General features: G+C 71.9%; 16 protein-coding genes, 4 tRNA genes and 1 other RNA gene. 13 read left to right on the forward strand and 8 right to left on the reverse strand.

Annotation, left to right across the window (positions count from 1 at the left end):
* Positions 1–202 precede the first annotated feature (202 nt).
* From OHS59_RS21960 to OHS59_RS21995, 8 genes are all read left to right on the forward strand, one after another.
* Positions 203–520, forward strand: a complete 318-nt coding sequence (locus OHS59_RS21960; protein ID WP_267028020.1) for a histone-like nucleoid-structuring protein Lsr2 — start codon at positions 203–205, stop codon at positions 518–520.
* Positions 521–985: 465 nt separating this feature from the next.
* Positions 986–1057, forward strand: a tRNA-Gly gene (locus tag OHS59_RS21965).
* A gap of 79 nt (positions 1058–1136) precedes the next feature.
* Positions 1137–1209: transfer RNA gene (locus OHS59_RS21970), tRNA-Gly, on the forward strand.
* A 162-nt stretch (positions 1210–1371) separates the two neighbouring features.
* A complete protein-coding gene (locus OHS59_RS21975) occupies positions 1372–2412 on the forward strand; it encodes an ABC transporter ATP-binding protein (RefSeq protein WP_328495118.1) in 1041 nt (346 codons plus the stop codon).
* Entirely contained in the window at positions 2409–3215 is an 807-nt protein-coding gene (locus OHS59_RS21980) for an ABC transporter permease (protein ID WP_328495119.1), read from the forward strand. Before OHS59_RS21975 ends, OHS59_RS21980 begins: the two co-directional genes overlap by 4 nt.
* Positions 3216–3336: 121 nt before the next feature.
* Positions 3337–4647, forward strand: a complete 1311-nt coding sequence (locus OHS59_RS21985) for a sensor histidine kinase (protein WP_328495120.1) — start codon at positions 3337–3339, stop codon at positions 4645–4647.
* Positions 4644–5264, forward strand: coding sequence for a response regulator transcription factor (locus OHS59_RS21990; RefSeq protein WP_248778198.1), 621 nt, complete (start codon positions 4644–4646; stop codon positions 5262–5264). Before OHS59_RS21985 ends, OHS59_RS21990 begins: the two co-directional genes overlap by 4 nt.
* A gap of 35 nt (positions 5265–5299) precedes the next feature.
* Positions 5300–5372: transfer RNA gene (locus OHS59_RS21995), tRNA-Gly, on the forward strand.
* Positions 5373–5455: 83 nt separating this feature from the next.
* On the opposite strand, the gene OHS59_RS22000 is transcribed toward OHS59_RS21995, so the two are convergent.
* From OHS59_RS22000 to ffs, 6 genes are all read right to left on the reverse strand, one after another.
* Positions 5456–6355: a phosphoribosylaminoimidazolesuccinocarboxamide synthase gene (locus tag OHS59_RS22000; protein WP_328495121.1), complete on the reverse strand. Its 900-nt coding sequence runs from the start codon at positions 6353–6355 to the stop codon at positions 5456–5458.
* A 107-nt stretch (positions 6356–6462) separates the two neighbouring features.
* Complete coding sequence (locus tag OHS59_RS22005; RefSeq protein WP_328495122.1) at positions 6463–7983, reverse strand: N,N-dimethylformamidase beta subunit family domain-containing protein; 1521 nt, start codon at positions 7981–7983, stop codon at positions 6463–6465.
* Between the two features lie 248 nt (positions 7984–8231).
* Complete coding sequence (locus OHS59_RS22010; protein ID WP_328495123.1) at positions 8232–10148, reverse strand: hypothetical protein; 1917 nt, start codon at positions 10146–10148, stop codon at positions 8232–8234.
* Between the two features lie 335 nt (positions 10149–10483).
* On the reverse strand, positions 10484–11743 hold the full coding sequence (gene purD, locus OHS59_RS22015) for a phosphoribosylamine--glycine ligase (RefSeq protein ID WP_328495124.1): 1260 nt from the start codon (positions 11741–11743) through the stop codon (positions 10484–10486).
* A 214-nt stretch (positions 11744–11957) separates the two neighbouring features.
* Complete coding sequence (locus tag OHS59_RS22020) at positions 11958–14396, reverse strand: DNA polymerase III subunit gamma and tau (protein WP_328495125.1); 2439 nt, start codon at positions 14394–14396, stop codon at positions 11958–11960.
* A 127-nt stretch (positions 14397–14523) separates the two neighbouring features.
* Positions 14524–14622: signal recognition particle sRNA small type (gene ffs, locus OHS59_RS22025), an RNA gene on the reverse strand.
* A gap of 71 nt (positions 14623–14693) precedes the next feature.
* Between ffs and OHS59_RS22030 the strand changes: the two genes are divergently transcribed.
* The 3 genes from OHS59_RS22030 (at position 14694) to OHS59_RS22040 (ending at position 15716) form a co-directional block, all read left to right on the forward strand.
* Positions 14694–14781: transfer RNA gene (locus tag OHS59_RS22030), tRNA-Ser, on the forward strand.
* A 300-nt stretch (positions 14782–15081) separates the two neighbouring features.
* Positions 15082–15297, forward strand: coding sequence for a type II toxin-antitoxin system VapB family antitoxin (locus tag OHS59_RS22035; RefSeq protein WP_328495126.1), 216 nt, complete (start codon positions 15082–15084; stop codon positions 15295–15297).
* Positions 15294–15716, forward strand: coding sequence for a PIN domain nuclease (locus OHS59_RS22040; protein ID WP_328495127.1), 423 nt, complete (start codon positions 15294–15296; stop codon positions 15714–15716). The genes OHS59_RS22035 and OHS59_RS22040 overlap by 4 nt, the downstream gene beginning before the upstream one ends.
* Positions 15717–15762: 46 nt before the next feature.
* Here OHS59_RS22040 and OHS59_RS22045 read toward each other — a convergent pair whose 3' ends face one another.
* Positions 15763–16215 carry a PaaI family thioesterase gene (locus tag OHS59_RS22045; RefSeq protein WP_328495128.1) on the reverse strand — a complete coding sequence of 151 codons (453 nt, stop codon included), beginning with the start codon at positions 16213–16215 and terminating at the stop codon, positions 15763–15765.
* A 94-nt stretch (positions 16216–16309) separates the two neighbouring features.
* On the opposite strand from OHS59_RS22045, the gene OHS59_RS22050 reads away from it, so the two are divergent.
* Entirely contained in the window at positions 16310–16780 is a 471-nt protein-coding gene (locus tag OHS59_RS22050) for a MarR family winged helix-turn-helix transcriptional regulator (RefSeq protein ID WP_328495129.1), read from the forward strand.
* Positions 16781–16793: 13 nt separating this feature from the next.
* Here the strand turns inward: OHS59_RS22050 and OHS59_RS22055 are convergent, their stop codons facing one another.
* Positions 16794–17753 (reverse strand): AraC family transcriptional regulator, encoded by a 960-nt coding sequence (locus tag OHS59_RS22055; protein WP_328495130.1) that lies wholly within the window; start codon positions 17751–17753, stop codon positions 16794–16796.
* A gap of 162 nt (positions 17754–17915) precedes the next feature.
* Here OHS59_RS22055 and OHS59_RS22060 point away from each other — a divergent pair, with 162 nt between their 5' ends.
* A complete protein-coding gene (locus OHS59_RS22060) occupies positions 17916–18986 on the forward strand; it encodes an aldo/keto reductase (protein WP_328495131.1) in 1071 nt (356 codons plus the stop codon).
* The last annotated feature ends 21 nt before the right edge of the window (positions 18987–19007 follow it).

The raw sequence follows: 19007 nt of genomic DNA on the forward strand, positions 1-19007 counted from the left end.
CGGATCGAGACCAGGGTTCCTATTGCCTGGAGACACGCCAACAGATTTAGTCGAGCTTCACATTGGATTGCCGGGCACTGTACAAATGAATTGGCAATAGCCGATACTTTGCCCAATCACCCATAAAAGCAGTCGGACAGCCGGCATCTCGGCACGTCATCGCACGTGCTCGGATAGGTGCCGCACGAAGGGACCGATATTCGTGGCGCAGCGTGTCGTAGTCACTCTCTCCGACGACATCGACGGCTCGGAAGCGGCGGAAACGATCGCCTTCGGTCTGGACGGCAAGTCGTACGAGATCGACCTGAATCCGGCCAACGCCGAGCAGTTGCGCAGGGCGCTGGAGCCGTATGTGGAGGCCGGCCGGAAGCGGTCGCGCTCCGGGAAGGCGTACCGGCAGACGGCGGTGGCTCCCGATCCGGCGGCCGTCCGGGCGTGGGCGCAGTCCAACAAGCTGGAGGTGCCTGCGCGAGGGCGGATTCCCAAGAGGGTGTACGAGGCGTTCACTGCCGCGCAGTAGGCGGGGCGGGGTCTTGGGGTTGCGGTGCCTTGCGGGCTGCCGGGGTGCTGCGGGCCGCTGGGGAGTCCGGCCGCTCGGGGGTCGGACTCCTGCCTGTGCCCTGGCCCGGCGGGCCGGAGCCGGGGGTCGGTCGTCGGGTGCGGCCGAGTGGGGGCTTGTCGCGCGGTTCCCCGCGCCCCTCGGGAGCGGGGCTGCGCCCCGGCTCGGGGGATGGCCGGGTGCGGGTCGGCGGGGGTGGGCCGCGCCGTTCCCCGCGCCCCTCGGTCGGTTCGTCGGGGGCGGGTTCGTGAGGGCTGGGCGCGCCGTTCCCCGTGCCCCTTCGGGGCGAAAGGGGCGTGTCGGTCGCCGGGTTCGGGGGGGCATCCGGCCCTGGGGGCAGTCGACTTGCGCTGCACCCCTGCCGATCAGCTAGAGTCTGGAGCACGCCGAGGGGCAAGGCCGAAAGGCCCGGCTCACCGGAGTCACGCGGGTGTAGTTCAGTAGCAGAACATCCCCCTTCCAGGGGGAAGGCGCAGTGTGCAATTCCTGTCACCCGCTCTGCATCGCCGGTCTGATCGCTCTTTGGATCAGGTAGGCTGATGCTCGCGCCGATCGGTGAAAGCCGGTCGGAGGCAATGCGGACGTAGCTCAGTTGGTAGAGCGCAACCTTGCCAAGGTTGAGGTCGCCAGTTCGAACCTGGTCGTCCGCTCAGCGCAAGAAGCAGTGAAGTAGTAGCGATCAAAGGCTCCGGTCAGGCGACCGGGGCCTTTGCCGTGTGTCCGCATGCGTTCAGAACCACCCTGACATTTGTCATGTGCAGCGGTGACAGCGTGCACTGCCGAGCGCAGTCCCCGGCCGAGACGCTTGAGTCATGAATACGAATGAGCCCGTGATCGAGGTCACTGATCTACGACGCGTCTACGGGGGAGGGTTCGAGGCCGTCCGGGGAGTCTCCTTCGAAGTCGGCCGCGGCGAACTCTTCGCACTGCTCGGCACCAATGGCGCGGGCAAGACCTCCACCGTCGAACTCATCGAGGGCCTCGCGCAGCCGTCCGCCGGCCGGATCCGCGTCCTCGGCCACGACCCGTACACCGAACGCTCCGCCGTCCGCCCGCGCATCGGCCTCATGCTCCAGGAGGGCGGCTTCCCGTCCGAACTGACCGTCTCGGAGACGGTCAGGATGTGGGCGGGCTGCACGAGCGGAGCACGGCCGGAGAGCGAGGCCCTGTCGCTGGTCGGCCTCACTCGCAGGGCGGGCGTACGGGTGAAGCAGCTGTCCGGGGGCGAGAAGCGGCGCCTCGACCTGGCACTGGCGCTCCTCGGGCGGCCCGAGGTGCTCTTCCTGGACGAGCCGACGACCGGCCTCGACGCCGAAGGCCGCCAGGAGACCTGGGAGTTGGTTCGCGAACTGCGCGCGACCGGCACGACCGTGCTGCTCACCACCCACTACCTGGAGGAGGCGGAAGGCCTCGCCGACCGGCTCGCGATCCTGCACGCCGGACGGATCGCGGTCGCCGGCACCCCGGCCGAGGTGACCGCCTCCCAGCCGTCGCGGATCTCCTTCGAGCTGCCCGACGGCTACTTCCCCGGCGACCTGCCGCCGCTCGACTCCCTCGGCGTCACCGGGCACGAGACCGTCGGGCGGGTGCTCCGGCTGCGTACGAACGAGCTGCAGCGGGCCGCCACCGGGCTGCTGACGTGGGCCGAGCGGACCGGCGTCGAGCTGCGGGGGCTCGACGTGCGGTCGGGGTCCCTGGAGGAGGCGTTCCTGCGGATCGCGCGTGACGTCTCGGAGCAGGACGCCCAGGCGGGACAGGCAGGACAGGCAGGGCAGGCGGGACGGGCGCGGGAAGCGGTCGATCCGACGGGCTCGAAGGACGCGCAGCACTCGAAGAAGGAGCACGTGGCATGAGCGCCGGAACCGTGACCAGTACCGCTCCCGTGAAGTCGACGGTGACCGCGGTCGGGCGCATGACCTCCCTCGCCCGGGCCGAACTCACCCTCCTCGCGCGCAGCAGGGCCACCTTCTTCGCCGCGGTCTTCGTGCCGCTGGTCCTGCCGCTCAGCCTCCGCTCGACGGTCGAGGACATGGACCTGAAGGGGTCGGGCCTGTCGGTCGGCTCGGTCATCCTGCCCTCCGCCGTCGGCTTCTCCCTGCTCTTCGCCGTCTACAGCTCGCTCGTGAGCGTCTACGCCGCCCGTCGTGAGGAGCTGGTCCTCAAGCGGCTGCGCACCGGCGAGCTGCGGGACATCGAGATCCTCACGGGTGCCGCCGTCCCGTCGGTCCTCATCGGCCTGACGCAGTGCCTGGTGCTCACGGCGGCCTGCGCGGCGCTCATGGACGTGGACGCGCCCGAGGCGCCCCTCCTCGCCGTACTGGGGCTGCTGCTCGGGCTGACGATGTGGCCGGCGCTCGCGGCGGTGACCGCGAGTTTCAGCAGGAGCGTGGAGGGCGCCCAGGTCGCCGCGATGCCGCTGCTGCTCCTGTCGATGATGGCCTCCGGCACCGTCGTGCCCTTCGAGGTCATGCCCGACCGGCTCGCCTCCGTCTGTGAGCTGCTGCCGCTGTCCCCGGTGATCACGCTCATCCGCGGCGGCTGGACCGGGAACCTCTCCGCGTACGAGGCCCTGGGCGCGCTGGCGACGGCGCTGGCCTGGATCGTGCTCGCGGTGTTTGCTGTGCACAAGTGGTTCCGCTGGGAGCCGAGGCGCTGACCCGGACCGGCGCAGAACGCGCGAAAGGAAACGGGAATGTCCACGGAGACGTATGCGAAGACGTGGGCGGGCCCTTGTACGGGAACGGGGACGGTCGGCGATGGGAATCGGGACTTCGGGAATGCGCAGGCCGCGTCTGTGGTGGCGCGGCAAGAGCACGCTGGCGAAGGTCGAGACGTACACCCGTTGGTCCTTCCACGTCTTCCCGGTGGTGGAGCTCACCGCGATCGGACTTCCGGTCCTCGGACAGGTGCGGGCCGGCCTGGCCGTGTGGGTGCTCCTGCCGCTGTGCGGGCACGCCGTGCTGTGCGCGGTGACCGCGTCCAAGGCGATCGACTGGACGCGCGGCACCCGTGAGCAGCCCGTACGCCTGCTCGTCGTGCTCGGTGTGATCTCCGCGCTGCTCGGGACCGCCGCGCTCGGCCTCGCCGAGTACGGGCCGGACGGCGACGACCCGGCATCGGCGGCGGTCTCGCTCTGCGTGGGTGTGGTGGCCTTCGGGGTCGGCACCATCGCGCTCGGCGTACGCGGCCGGGGGCGCGTCCTGGGCATCGTGACCGGCTTCGCCGCGGGTACCGGAGTCGTGGCGTCCGCCCTGGGCCTCGCCGGGTCCGCCGCGCTGGGGGTGGCGTTCGCGGCACTGCTCGGCGGCGGCTTCCTCTCCTTCACCTCCGTCTTCTCCGTCTGGCTGCTCGACGCCGTGTACGAGCTCGACGCGGCCCGCGAGACCCGTACCCGCCTCGCCGTCGCCGAGGAGCGGCTGCGCTTCGGACGCGACCTGCACGACGTGATGGGCCGCAACCTCGCGGTGATCGCCCTGAAGAGCGAGCTGGCCGTCCAGCTCTCCCGCCGTGAACGCCCCGAGGCCGTGGACCAGATGATCGAGGTGCAGCGGATCGCCCGCGAGTCCCAGCGCGAGGTCCGCGAGGTCGTACGCGGCTACCGCGAGGCCGATCTCGGCGCCGAACTCTCCGGCGCGCAGGGCGTCCTGACCGCGGCCGGGGTCGAGTGCACGGTGACCGGTTCCGCGACCGGGCTGCCCCCGGCGGTCCAGTCGGCGCTGGGATGGGTCGTACGGGAGGCCACCACGAACGTGCTGCGGCACGGGGACGCCCGGCGGTGCCGTGTGTCACTGGAGCCGGCGGGAAACCGTGTCGTCCTCACGGTCGAGAACGACGGGGTGGAGCGGGCCGCGGCGGGGGAGCCCGGTGCGCCCGGCGGCGGGACCGGTCTCGCCGGGCTGCGGGAGCGGCTCGCCGCGGTGGCCGGGACGCTGGAGGCGGGGCCCGTCGACGGCGGCCTGTTCCGGGTCGTGGCCGAGGTGCCACTGCCTCCGTCCGCCTCCCGCCTCACCTCCGCCTCCCGTCCTTCTTCCGCCGGGTCCTCGTCGTCCGCCGGTCCGCGCTCAGTGAGTGAAGAGGTCAACCCATGACATCCGTACGACCCATCCGGTTGCTGCTCGCCGACGACGAGCACCTCATCCGGGGGGCGCTCGCCGCGCTGCTGGGTCTTGAGGACGATCTGCTCGTGGTGGCGCAGGCGGCCGGCGGACCCGAGGCGCTGGCGATGGCCCGGGCGCACGAACCCGATGTGGCCGTACTGGATCTTCAGATGCCCGGGGCCGACGGTGTGAGGGTGGCCACATCGCTGCGGACCGAACTGCCCGCCTGCCGCGTGCTCATCGTGACGAGCCACGGGCGCCCCGGGCATCTCAAGCGGGCGCTGACGGCGGGTGTGCGTGGTTTCGTCCCGAAGACCGTGAGCGCGCAACGGCTCGCGGAGATCATCCGTACCGTGCACGCGGGAAACCGTTACGTCGACCCCGAGTTGGCCGCCGACGCGATCTCCGCCGGTGACTCGCCGCTCACCGCGCGCGAGGCCGAGGTGCTGGAGCTGGCCTCCGACGGGGCGCCCGTCGCGGAGATCGCGGAGCGGGCCGCGCTGTCGCAGGGGACGGTACGGAACTATCTGTCGTCGGCCGTGTCCAAGCTCGGAGCCGAGAACCGGCACTCCGCGGTGCGTCTCGCGCGCGAGCGAGGTTGGGTATAGTTGCTCTCGCGCCACGGCGAAAACCACGGCGCGGTGCGGACGTAGCTCAGTTGGTAGAGCGCAACCTTGCCAAGGTTGAGGTCGCCAGTTCGAACCTGGTCGTCCGCTCAGAGTAAGTGGAAAAGGCAGCGCGAGAAGCCCCCGGTCATCGGCCGGGGGCTTCTTCGTGTGCGCTCGTTCCTGCCGGGCCCTCAGGCCCAGGGGGTGCCCGTCAGACGCTCGTACGCCTCCACGTACTTGGCGCGGGTCGCGTCCACGACCTGCTGGGGCAGGGCGGGCGGCGGCTGCTCACTCCTACGGTCCCAGCCGGACTCGGCGGAGGTCAGCCAGTCGCGTACGTACTGCTTGTCGTACGACGGCTGCGCGCGGCCCGGCTCCCACTGGTCGGCGGGCCAGAAGCGCGACGAGTCCGGGGTCAGCACCTCGTCGGCGACGACCAGCGTGTCGCCGTCGAAGCCGAACTCGAACTTCGTGTCCGCGAGGAGAATGCCCCGGTCGCGCGCGATGTCACGGCCTCGGCCGTAGACGGCGAGCGTCGCCTGCCGCAGCTGGGCCGCGGTCTCCGCGCCGACCTGCCGGGCGACCTCCTCGTACGAGACGTTCTCGTCGTGCTCGCCGACGGCGGCCTTGGTGGCCGGGGTGAAGATCGGGGCGGGCAGCTCCGAGCCGTCGGTCAGCCCGTGCGGAAGAGCGAGGCCGCAGACCGTACGGCTCTCGTTGTACTCGACGAGACCCGAGCCGGTGAGATAGCCGCGGGCGACGCACTCGACCGGGACCATCCGCAGGGACTTGCAGACCAGGGTGCGGCCCTGCCAGTCGGCGGGGGCGCCGGCCGGCGGTTCGGTACCGAGGACGTGGTTCGGCATCAGGTCGGCGAGCTGGTCGAACCACCAGAGCGAGAGCTGCGTCAGTACGCGGCCCTTGTCGGGGATCTCCGTGGGCAGCACCCAGTCGTACGCGGACATGCGGTCGCTGGCGACCATCACGAGGTCGCCCGCCTCGTTCTGGTACAGGTCGCGCACCTTGCCGGTGTGCAGGTGCACCAGGCCCGGAACCTGAGGAGGCTCGGGCTTTTCTACGAATCCGGACACGGTTCCTCCCCGTGGTTCTGACTGAATGGCTCGATTCTCCCGTATGAGAGGTCCGGGCTCGGCCAGGGGTCGGTTTGGGGTTGTGGGTGGTGCGGAGGGGCGCAACCTCAGTCGCGTTTGCAGATGCGGTCCAGGAGGTTGGCCGTGGCGCGCTGGACACGCGCGTCGGTGTGACCCGGGCGGTCCAGGGCCGGGGACCAGGCGAAGGTGCCGGCCGCGAAGACGAGGGCACCGGAGTGCGCGCGGTACAGGGACGTCTCCTGGTGGCGGATCGCTCCCTCCGTGTCCCGGTACGGGGAGTGGGAGAGAAGGATGCGGCCCTGGTGCTCGGGGAGCGCGATACGGGGGAAGTAGCGGTCGGCCTCGCCCGCGACCATGCCCTCCAGCTCATCGCCCTCGTGGGCCCCGGTCGCCTCCCACAGCCAGTGGTCGGCGTTGCGGACGACGAGCGGATGGGCCTCGGGGACCCGGCCCGCGTACTGGATTCCCAGGACCTCCTGCTCCGGGCGGTCGGCCTCCCGCCACAGCGCGGGTCTTCCCGGTCCACGGCGCTTCAGGCAGGTGAGCAGCCGGTCGGCGGCCCCGGACGCGGAGGGCGCCAGATCCACCTGCCAGTACATGGTGTTGGCGGAGAGGAAGACGAGGGAGGTGCCCTGCTCGCGGGCGACGTCCACGGTACGGCGCATGGTCGTCGACCAGTACTCGTCGTGCCCCGGGAAGACCAGGCCGCGGTAGCGCGTGGGGTCGATGCGGCCCGCGTGCAGGTCGCGGGCGTCGGCGTACGCGAGGTCGTAGCCGTAGCGCTCGGCCCAGCGGATGAAGTCGTAGGCGTGGCCCACGTGCAGGGGCAGGCCCGCGCCCGCGTACGGGCGGTCGAAGGAGACCGTCGTCGCGGCGTCGGCCTCGCCGAGCAGCCGGCCGTCCTCGTCCCACGCGTGGTAGAGACTCGCGCCCGTGTGCCCGTCCTCCGGGTAGAGGTTGTACGCCTGCCAGGTGATGTCCGGCAGGACGAGCAGCAGGTCGGCGGGGTGGTCGTCGCGGACCGTGAACGGGATGTGGGAGCGGTGCCCGTCGTCGGTGGTGAGGACGGCGACGTACGCGCCGATGCTCCAGTACGACGGGATCTGCAGCCGCCACGAGAGCCACCAGTGATGGCACGAGACCGTGCGGTCCGCGGTGAGCGGGGCCGGCTGGACGATCCCGGAGAGGCGCGGACTGGTGGTGATCTTGCTGGCGCCGTCGCCGCCGTAGTGGCCGATGCGGTAGATGTCCACGCCGAACTGCTGGGGCGGGTCCACCGTGATGTGGAAGTCGACGGCCTCGCCGGGCGCGACCGCGCCGACGGAGGCGAAGCCCTTGATCTGCCGGTGGACGTCGTCGGCCGAGCGGGGGGCTCCGTCGGTCCCACGGGGGGTGGGGACCCGCGGTCCGGAACTCCGGTAGCGGTCGCGGGTGGTGGTCGCGCCGGGCGGCGGGGTGTGGTCGACGTACCAGGGGACGACGTGCCCCGTGTCGTCGAAGTACTGCTCGCTGCCGCGCAGCCAGGGGACGGGGCCCAGGCCGAAGGGGTCCGTGACGGCGTGCGCCAGCGCTCCCGACTCCCACCGGCGGATCTGCTCGGTCCCCATATGGCGTTCCCTCCCTCGTACGTCCTTGCGCTTCTAGCGCTTGTACGCCCCTGCGCACGGCTGGGCCCAGCACATCACATTACGCATGCGCGCCGTCACCGTTCGTTGCTAATTGCCTTCGGGCGGTGGGGAGATGGGGTGGTTGGGAGATTTTTGTGACGTGCGGGGCGTGGGGTCGGGTGTGGGGTCGGGCTCGCCCTGGCGCGGTGCGGGCCGCCGGGGAAAGCGAAAGCGCCGGCCGGCCGGGCTCAGACCAGCCTGACCGGTTTCTCCGGACGTACGCCCAGGTCCAGGAGCCAGGCCCGGAGGGGGGCGGGGTCGCCCTCCTCGATGAGGCTGAGGACGCGGGGGCCCAGGTCGACGGCACGCTCACCGTCGACGAGGAGCGACGGGCCGTCCAGCCAGTCGAGCCCCGGCATCGCCCCGGCCGTGTCCATCGCCGCGCAGCAGACCATCGCCGTCACATGGTCGCCCAGCAACTCGCGGCCCGTCCGCGGCGGTTGCAGGGGCAGGAGGGGCAGCGCGCCGTCGTCCCAGAGCGCCAGGTCGGGGCCGCCCTGTCCCGCGGCGGCCACCGACGGCGACGTGGGCTGGGAGCTCACCGCGGCCTCCTCGCGGGCCAGTTCGGCGCTCAGCACCGCCGCGAGCTCCGCGCTCCGCTCGGTCGCCGGGACGCCGTCCTCGTCGTTCCCGGGGGCGCCGTCAGCCTCGTACGCTGTCGCGCCGCTCACGGTCGCGTGGCCGCTGTCCGGGGCGTCGGTGCCGTCTGTGGCCTCCGTGGCCGCTACGGTGCTCCGCTCGCCCTCAGCGATGCCGGTGATGCTCTGCTCGGCCACGGGCGGGGGTGTCTGCGCGGGCGGAGGTGTCTGCGCGGGCGAGGTCAGGTGGTCCATCACCCGGTCCAGGGTCGGCCCCTCCGGCTCCGAGGTCCCCGGCCCCGAGGCACGGCTCACGCCCAGCCTGTCCAGTACGCGATGCAGCCGCGCCGCGTCCGTACGCCACTTGCGGTCGACGACCTCGTCCGGGTACTCGGCCCAGTCGACCGGGGCCCAGTCGGGTCCGGTCTCGGCGGGTCCGCCGTGGAAGAGGCGCGCTGCCAGCAGGGACGTCGCCTCGTCGATCGCGCCCGGCTCCTCCAGAAGATCGCAGGCGGGGCGCTCGCCGAGCCGCGAGGTGAAGCCCTCGGCGAGCCGGTCGCGCCGGGAGAGTTCGGTGAGTGCCGCGACCACGCCCGCGTCGAGCCGGGACGGCCAGCGCCCCATGCGCCAGGCGGGCAGCGCGACCCTGGTCAGCAGGCGGTCCCAGCCCGCGTACGCCAGACCCACCTGTTCCTGGGCGACGATCCGCAGGCCGTAGTCCACAGCCTGTGCGCGCTCCGCCGCGGCGGTCGCCACTCCCCGCTCCATCTCCGCCGCGTGCCCGCGGCAGCTGCGCAGCAGAATCCGCGCCACCCAGCCGGCCACGCCGAGCACCATGCGGATCAGGGGCCCGCGGGTGGGCGCCGACGTGACCGCGACGGCCGCGTCGAGACCTCGTACGAAGCGCCGGGCCGCGGCTATGTCGGGGTGCGCCGACGGTCCCGTACCCGCGACGACCGGGGCGAGGACGGCACGCAGCTCGCCGACCCGCATCCACCACAGGAAGGGCGAGCCGATGACGAGGACGGGCGCGGCGGGCGTACGCCGGTGTGCCGATGCCAGGCCACGGCCGCCGCCCTCCATCTCGTCCCCGGACTCCGCGCGGGGCGGGCCGTGGGCCGGATGGGTGCGGTCCTCCAGCCAGCTGTCGCAGTCCGGGGTGAGCGCTATCGCGGAGGGCGCGGGCACTTCGAGGCGCTCGGCCAGATCCCGCACCATGCGGTACAGGTCCGGCGCCGACTCCTCGGCGACCGGGACCGTGGGGCTCATGGCGGGCCTGGCCCGGGCCACGATCAGCGCGATGCCCGCCGCCGAGAGGAGCACGAGCGCGGCAAGGCCCGAGACGATCCAGCGCACCGTGCCCCAGCCCGGGCCGTCGATGTGCCCGGTCGACCCGCCGACGAGCAGGACGACGGCGACGGCCGCGGGCAGCAGGGCGACGGCCAGCGCCCTGCTGCGGATGCGCAGCACGGCGAGAGCCCGTGAGCGCGCGGTGTGCGCACCCAACTCCACTCCCAGACCGGACACGACCGGTGTCACCCCCTACTGCCCGCCCGGCGCGTGCATACCCAGCCACTGCCGGCGGACGTCCATGGCGTTGCTCACTCCCCCACTGTGGCACCCACGACAGACATCGCAATGCCGGTGGGCCAAGTGCCGGAACGCTTGCGCCGCACCCTAGTTGGGGCCCCGGCCGTCGTCAGCCGGATGGGGGATCGGTCACTCGATGGAATGGCTTTGGCTAGAGGTGGCTGACGAAAGGGCCCCGGATCCGTTGCTGGATCCGGGGCCCGAAAGTGCCGGGTGGCGCTGTGCGCTCGGAGACGGTGCAGGTGAAAGACCGTAACCGATGGTTACTGAAGTTACTCCGCGGCGGCTTCCGCCACCTTCGCCGCGATGTCCGTACGGAACTGGGAGCCGTCGAGGCGGATCCGGTTGACCGCCCTGTACGCACGGGTGCGGGCCTGCGTGAGATCCGTACCGCTCGCTGTGACCGAGAGCACCCGGCCGCCCGCGCTGACGACCGCGTCGCCGTCACGCTTCGTGCCGGCGTGCAGGACGTACGCATGCGGGGCGTCCTCGGCGGCCACGTCGCCGAGGCCCTCGATGGGGTCGCCGGTGCGCGGGGTGCCGGGGTAGTTGTGCGAGGCGATGACCACGGTGACGGCCGCGTTCTCGCTCCAGCGCAGCGGTTCGAGGTCGGCGAGGGTGCCGTTCGCGGCCGCGAGGAGGATGCCGGAGAGCGGGGTCTTCAGCCGGGCGAGGACGACCTGGGTCTCGGGGTCGCCGAAGCGGGCGTTGAACTCGATGACCCGCACCCCGCGCGAGGTGATCGCGAGACCGGCGTAGAGCAGCCCGGAGAACGGGGTGCCGCGGCGGCGCAGCTCGTCGACGGTCGGCTGCAGAACGGTCTGCATGACCTCCTCGACCAGCTTCGGATCGGCCCACGGGAGGGGCGAGTACGCGCCCATGCCGCCGGTGTTCGGACCCGCGTCGCCGTCGAGGGCCCGCTTGAAGTCCTGGGCCGGCTGCAGCGGGACGACCGTCACGCCGTCGGTGATCGCGAAGAGGGAGACCTCGGGGCCGTCGAGGAACTCCTCGATGACCACGCGGTCGCAGGCGTTGGCGTGGGCCGCGGCGGCTGCCAGGTCGTCGGTCACGACGACGCCCTTGCCGGCCGCGAGACCGTCGTCCTTCACGACGTACGGGGCGCCGAAGGCGTCCAGCGCCTCGTCCACCTCGGCGGGGGTCGTGCAGACGTACGAGCGGGCGGTGGGTACGCCCGCGCCCGCCATGACGTCCTTGGCGAAGGCCTTGGAGCCCTCCAGCCGCGCGGCCTCCTGCGAGGGGCCGAACACCGGGATACCCGCCTCGCGCACGGCGTCGGCGACCCCTGCCACGAGGGGCGCCTCCGGGCCGACGATCACCAGCTCGGCGCCGAGGTCCGTGGCCAGGACGGCCACGGCCTTGCCGTCGAGGGCGTCGACCTGGTGCAGCTCGGCCACCTCCGCGATGCCCGCGTTGCCGGGGGCACAGTGCAGCGCGGTGACGTCGGGGTCGAGGGACAGGGAGCGGCACAGGGCGTGTTCGCGGGCACCGCCGCCGATTACTAGGACCTTCACGGGGGTCAGCCTAGCGGGGCGCCTGGCCGGCGGGGTTTTGGTGGGGTTGCCTGGGGCGGGGCGCCTGGCCGGCGGGGTTGCCCGAGGCGGGGCGGGAGTGGGGGTGGGGGGCGGCGGTTTTTGGGTGGGGGCACGTCGGTGGAGGCTGGGCGCGCGGTTCCCCGCGCCCCTTCGGGGCCCCTGGGGCCCGGCGGTTGTCGACGGTTGTCGACGGTTACTCGTGGGAGAACTCTTCCAGCACCGTTGCGCCCAGTTCTCGGACGATCAGTTCGTGGCCCGACAGTGCCGACTCGTCGAGGTCGGGATCGTCGTCCTCCGGGGTGTCGTCCTCCGGGGAGATGGGGGGCGGCTCCGGGGCGGAGGGGCGGGGCGGGGGCTGGTGGGCCGGCCCGGACGAGGACGCGGAGCCGCCCCCGGACGCCGACCGGTTCTGGGACGCGGAGGCGGCCGACGGTCCGGGAGCCGGAGCAGCGGGCTGCTGCGGGGCGGGGCGGGGCGCGCCCGTGGCTGTGCCCATGCCCGTGCCCTGAGTGGCGCCGCCACCCGAGGAGTAGCCGCCTCCGCCTCCGCCTCCGTAGCCGCCACCGCCGAAGCCACCGCCGGGTGCGGGCGGCGGTGCCGAGCCTCCGGACGGATCGATGACCGCTTCGATCTTCCAGTTCACGTTGAACAACTCGGACAGTGCCTGCTTCAGCACGTCCTCGCTGCCGCTGCTCGCGAAGTTGTCCCGCGCGCCGACGTTGACGAAGCCGATCTGGAGGGTGGTGCCGTCGAAGCCGGTCACCTGGGCGTTCTGACTGAGCAGGATCCAGGTGAAGCGGCGGCGGTTCTTCACCGCGTCCAGGATGTTCGGCCAGAGCATGCGGGGGTCGGGACCGCCGCTCGGCGCGGCGGGCCCCGCGGGACCCTGAGAGGCGGGGGCGGAGCCTGGGGCAGGGGCTTGGGCGGGCGCGGACGCCGGAGCCGGGCGGGAACCGGACTGGGGCGGCCCCCCGCCGGTGGCTGCCGCGGTCGGCCAGCCGCCCGGCCGCCGTCCGCCGCCCACGGCTGTCGCGGCGGGCCAGGCACCGGGCGCACCACCGGCGCCCGGCTGCTCCGCGGCGGGAGCAGGGACTTGGGCGGGCGCGACCGGAGCGGGCTCGGGAGCGGCCTCGACGGGAGCGGGCGGAGGCGTGTACGCGGCGGCGGGCGCCGCCGGAGCCTGGGCCGGTCCGGGCCCGGCATCGCCGCCGGGACCGAAGCCGGTACCGCCGGGACCGGAACCGGTACCGCCGGGAGCTCCGGGTCCCGGTCCCCCTCCCCGCACGGCGGCGCGGGCGGCGGCGGCCCCGCCGCCCTGCATCCCCGCAGGGCCCGCAGATGCTGCCGGTCCCGCAGATGCTGCCGGGTATCCCGCGGGTGCTCCGGGGTGGGCATCGGGCCCGGGCACGTACCCCACGGCAGGCCCGCCACCCCCAACCCCGACTCCGCCGACTCCCCCGGCTCCGGTGAAGTTCACGCCGCGCTCGATGCGGTCGAGCCGGGCCATGACGGACCGCTCGTCCCCGTAGGCCGTGGGCAGCAGCACGCGGGCACAGATCAGTTCGAGCTGGAGACGGGGCGAGGTGGCCCCTCGCATCTCCGTCAGCCCCGCGTTGACGAGGTCGGCGGCGCGGCTCAGCTCGGCGGCGCCGAACACTCCGGCCTGGGCCGTCATCCGCTCCACCACATCCACCGGGGCGTCGATGAGGCCCTTCTCACCGGCGTCGGGCACGGCGGCCAGGATCACGAGGTCGCGCAGGCGCTCCAGCAGGTCGGCGACGAACCGCCGGGGGTCGTTGCCGCCCTCGATGACCCGGTCGACGACCTCGAAGGCCGCGGCACCGTCACCCGCGGCGAAGGCCTCGACCACGGAGTCGAGCAGCGACCCGTCCGTGTAACCGAGGAGGGAGGTGGCCATGGCGTACGTCACACCGTTGTCCCGGGCTCCCGCGAGGAGCTGGTCCATGACGGACATGGAGTCACGCACGGACCCGGCGCCGGCCCGCACGACGAGCGGCAGCACCCCGTCCTCGATGGGCATGCCCTCACGCCCGCAGACCTCACCGAGGTACTCCCGCAGCGTCCCGGGCGGAACCAGCCGGAACGGGTAGTGATGCGTACGCGACCGGATCGTCCCGATGACCTTCTCGGGCTCGGTGGTGGCGAAGATGAACTTGAGGTGCTCCGGCGGCTCCTCGACGACCTTCAGCAGCGCGTTGAAGCCCGCCGACGTGACCATGTGGGCCTCGTCGATGATGTAGATCTTGTACCGGCTGCTCGCGGGCCCGAAGAAGGCCTTCTCTCGCAGGTCACGGGCGTCGTCCACGCCACCGTGGGAGGCCGCGTCGATCTCGATGACGTCGATGGAACCGGGCCCGTTGCGCGCGAGGTCCCGGCAGGACTGGCACTCGCCGCAGGGCGTGGGCGTGGGTCCCTGCTCGCAGTTCAGACAGCGCGCGAGGATCCGCGCGCTGGTCGTCTTCCCGCAGCCGCGCGGCCCGCTGAACAGGTACGCGTGATTGACCCGGTTGTTCCGCAGCGCCTGCTGCAACGGGTCGGTGACATGCTCCTGCCCGATGACCTCGGCGAACGACTCCGGGCGATAACGGCGGTACAGCGCGAGGGACGACACACATACGAGGTTATAGGCGCCCACTGACAACGAGCACCGCCCGTGGGTACCTGTCCGCCCCACCCCACCGACACGGGCCCGCGCCCCCGGGCCAACTCACCCGGATCCGCCCCCGACCCGCCCCGCAAACGCAAGCGCCCCCCACGCACCCGCCAGAGCCAACCTACCCTTGCTGCCTTCCGGCCCTGGGGGAGTTCAGTCAGATAGCGCCACGTGAGGGGCTGCGCACACAGTACCCGATCCGAGCGGGGGGAACGAGTTCGCGAGCACTCCTCAACGTCTTGTATTGTTTGCCGCGGAGGATTCGCCTAGTGGCCTAGGGCGCACGCTTGGAAAGCGTGTTGGGGGCAACCCCTCACGAGTTCGAATCTCGTATCCTCCGCCAGTGCCTCACCGGGCACTAACGCGAAGGGCCCCACCGCTCGCGGTGGGGCCCTTCGCGTTTTCCGTCTCAGTCGGACTCTCCGTCGGCTTCGGAAGCTCCGGCAGATCCGGGCGGCGCCCGGAGCGCGTCTCCGACTTGTTCGGCCACCTTGCGCGGCACGGTCCCCGTCATATGCACGTACCGAGCGCGTATACGGGCCGCTCCCCGGGCTCCCGTCCCATGATCGAGGGCATCTGCATCCCAGGGCGGTGCCACCTTGCGAGATATACTTGGTTCCACATTTGATATCAGGGAGGCGACATGAGTCGGACGGTCATCGACCTGGACGACGAGCTGGTCGCGGACGTGGCGAAGGCTCTCGGGACGAGCACCAAGAAGGAGACCGTCAACACCGCTCTTCGCGAGGTGCTGGAGAACCGGCGTCGTGCCCTCGCTCTCACCCGGCTGCGGGCCGCGGCCGACGACGGCGCGTTCGATCTGGAGCTGTTCGAGAGCAAGGAGAACTACCGTCGGTGAACGCGGCCCAGTTCCTGATCGACACCAGCGCGCTCGCGCGGTTCATGCGCGGGGACGCGGAGCAGTACGGCTGGGACCAGGCCGCCGCGGCCGGACTCATCGCGACCTGTCCTGTCACCGAGCTCGAGTTCTTCTACAGCGCCCGGTCGGCCGCCGACCGGGCTCGCGGCATCGAGGACATGCGGCTGATCTTCGGCTGGGTTCCCGTCGACGACCGCGCCTACGACCGCGCCTGGGATGTGCAGGAAGCCCTCACCAGGCAGGGGAGACACCGAAGTGCGGGAGCGGTCGACCTCGTCGTCGCCGCGACGGCTGAGCTGCAGGGGCTCACCCTGCTCCATCGCGATCACGACTTCGAGTGCATCGCCGCGGTGACGGGGCAAGCCCTCCAGTGGTACGGCCCGGAGCACGGCAAGTAGTAGGTCGTCGCGGGGTTGCAGCTCCGGTCGCGTGCACTGCCGTGCATCACCGTTCAGCTGCCTCGTCCGTACGGACACGTGTCGTCGGTACCGCGATCGTTCCCTGGGCCACCGCGCACAGCGTCTGTGTTCCTGTCGCGTTCAGCGTCGACAGGTCGCAGCGGCAGACCACTCGGGTTCGGCCGGCTCGTACTACGTGGGCGTGGGCCCGCAGCAGCGTGCCGTCGGCCGGGCGCAGGTAGTCGATGGTGAAGCCCGAGGTGAGCAGGCGGGACCCGGCGACGCTGCCCGCGGCGAAGGTCAGGGCGTTGTCGGCCGCGTAGCCGAGTACGCCGCCGTGCACGAAGCCGTTCTGCTGGCGCAGGTCGTCGCGGATGTCCAGTTCCAGCACCGCCTCGCCCTCTCCGAAAGCCACCAGGCGGGTACCGAGCAGGGTGCTGAAAGGCTGTGCCGCCAGCGCCTTCTGGGCTGCGGCCAGGTCCAGGGAGTCGTCCTTCACAGCTGCACCTACCTGCCACCGGGCCGTCGTCGGGTCTTACTTCACTAGTGAAGTGAGAGTCCCGTACCGGCGTCGCGTCTGTCAATATCGGGCCATGTCCCAGTCCGAGGCCGAGCCCCACTCCGAGTCCGAGACCGGGACCGGGGCCGATCAGCGGCTGTTCTTTCTGTTGCAGCGGGCCGCGCACCGGCTGCGTACGACCGCGGATCGTCGCTGTGTCGCCGCCGCCGGGGTCACCACGGCCCAGCTCGGCGCGCTGTTCGCCGTGCGGGAGCGGCCGGGCGGCACCCAGCGGCAGCTCGCGCGGACCCTGGGGCTGCGCGAGTCCGCCGTCACCGCCCTCGTCGCACGGCTCACCGCGGCCGGGTTCGTCGTCCGACGGGCCCATCCGCGTGAGCACCGGGCCGTCACGTTGGAGCTCACCGACGAGGGCGTCGCCGCTCTTCTCGCCGCCCAGCCCGAGATCGATCGGTTCAACGGTGAGCTGCGGCTTCTGCTCGGGGATCAGGGGTTCGCTCGCACCTCGGCCGCCCTGTACGAGCTTGCCCACTGGGATCCCGAGTGAGGGCGGGGTCGTCCTACGCGCCCCGGCCCGCGTCCGCCAGGCGGTTGCGCAGGCGGGCCGCGTCCCGGCCGGGCGGCAGACCGTAGGCCCGCCGGTACTCGCGGTTGAACTGGGTCGCGCTCACATAGCCGACCTTCTCCGCGACCAGCGCCGCCGTGGTGTCACCGGCGAGGAGCAGTCGGCGGGCCTCCTGGAGGCGGAGGTGCTTCTGGAAGGTCAGCGGGCTCATACCGGTGGCGGCCTTGAAGTTGCGGTGCAGGCTGGCCGTGCTCATGTGCGCCGTCGCCGCGATCTCGTCGATGCCGAGCGGCTCGGTGAAACGGGCGCAGATCCAACGGGCCGCCGTACGCACCCTGGCCGCGGCCGAGTCGTCCAGGGTGAAGTGCCGCAGGGTCGGACCGAGTGCGGTGCCGAGCAGGCGGTAGAGGATCTCCGTCTCGGTACGGCCCGCCAGCGGACGGATGTCCCGCGGGGTGTCGAGCAGCCGTACCCAGCGGGTCACCACGTCGATGATCTCGGGCGTCATCGGTGCCGTGACCGGGCCGACGGGGCCCGGGCCGGAGGCGGCAGGCTGGTCCGTGCCGTCCGGTTCCAGTTCCAGCAGGAGTTCGGCGAGCTTGCCGCCGTCCAGGCGCAGCACCGCCGAGCGGTACGGCACCTCCTCGAACGTGGCCGTGACCGGCAGGACCAGCGAGTTGAGGAACACCTGCCCGCGACCGGCCGTCCAGCTCCGGTCGCCCGCCACGCTGCTCTTGGAGCCCTGCACGACGAAGCAGATCATCGGTTCGTAGAGCAGGTCGAGCGGCGCCCCGGGTTCGTCGATCGTCACCAGCCGTTGGCGTGGCACCGCGGTGTCGGACCACATGTCGCTGCCGTGCCGGGCGATGGCTGCGGCGAGTTCGTCCAGCTTGTCCAGCTCACCCGACCTGTCCAGATCATCCAGCTCGTCCAGCTCGTCCAGCTCGTCCAGCATGAGCGCTCCCTGCCTGGGTCGGATCGGATGGCGACGGCGACGGCCTCGGAGCGAGTCCGGTCCGGTTCCGGTTCGGTTCGTGTGCGGGCCTGAGAGGATCAGGCAATCCTATGCGGCCGTCGGCCCATGACCCGTGGCGTGCGCGCTCCTAGCGTTGGCCGCATGACACAGCAAGACGACGGACCGAACGAAACGCAGGGCACGGACCAGCAGGGCAAGGACCGGCAGGGCAGGAGTGGTGGGCCGGCCGTTCGCGCTCTCGGTGGGCAGGGGCTGACCGTCGGGGCGATCGGGCTCGGCACCATGGGCATGACCATGGCGTACGGCGCCGGTGACGAACCCGGTGGCATCGCGACCATCCGCCGGGCCTACGAGCTCGGCGTCACCCTCTTCGACACCGCCGAGCTGTACGGCATGGGCACCGGCAGCAACGAGCAGCTGGTCGGCCGGGCCGTACAGGATTTTCGCGGCGACGTCGTGATCGCCACCAAGTTCGGCTTCGACATGGACGCGCCGCAGAACGCCGAGGGCTACGCCCTCAACAGCCGTCCCGAGCACATCCGCGAGGTCACCGAGAACAGCCTCCGCCACCTCGGCACCGACTACATCGACGTGCTGTACCAGCACCGCGTCGACCCGGATGTACCCATCGAGGACGTGGCGGGCACGATCGGCGAGCTGATCGCCGAAGGCAAGGTGCGGTACCTGGGGCTGAGCGAGGCCGGGCCCGACATCCTCCGGCGCGCCCACGCCGTCCACCCCGTGTCCGTGCTGCAGACCGAGTACTCCGTGTTCGAGCGGGCCGTGGAGGCCGACGTGCTGCCCGTGGTGCGCGAGCTCGGCATCGGCTTCGTACCGTATTCGCCGCTCGGGCGGGGGTTCCTGACCGGCGCCGTGAAGCCCGCCGCCGAGTATCCCGCGGACGACATGCGCAGCTGGGACGACCGCTGGCAGCCCGGCAACTACGAGCGGAACCTGACCGCCATCCGCGAACTGACCGATCTCGCGGCCACCAAGGGGATCTCCGTCACGCAGCTGGCCCTGGCCTGGCTGCTGGCCCAGGGCGACGACGTCGTCCCGATCCCGGGCACCCGCAGCCCGGAGCGCCTCGCCGAGAACGTGGCCGCCGCGGACGTCACGCTCACCGCGCGGGACCTGGCCCGTGTCCAGGAGATCCTGCCCAAGGGGGCCGCCGGGTCCCGGTACCCCGAGGCGATCATGCCCTCCTGGTGACACCCGGGCCGCGGTCGGCGA

It is taken from the genome of Streptomyces sp. NBC_00414, assembly GCF_036038375.1.
Lineage (GTDB): Bacteria > Actinomycetota > Actinomycetes > Streptomycetales > Streptomycetaceae > Streptomyces.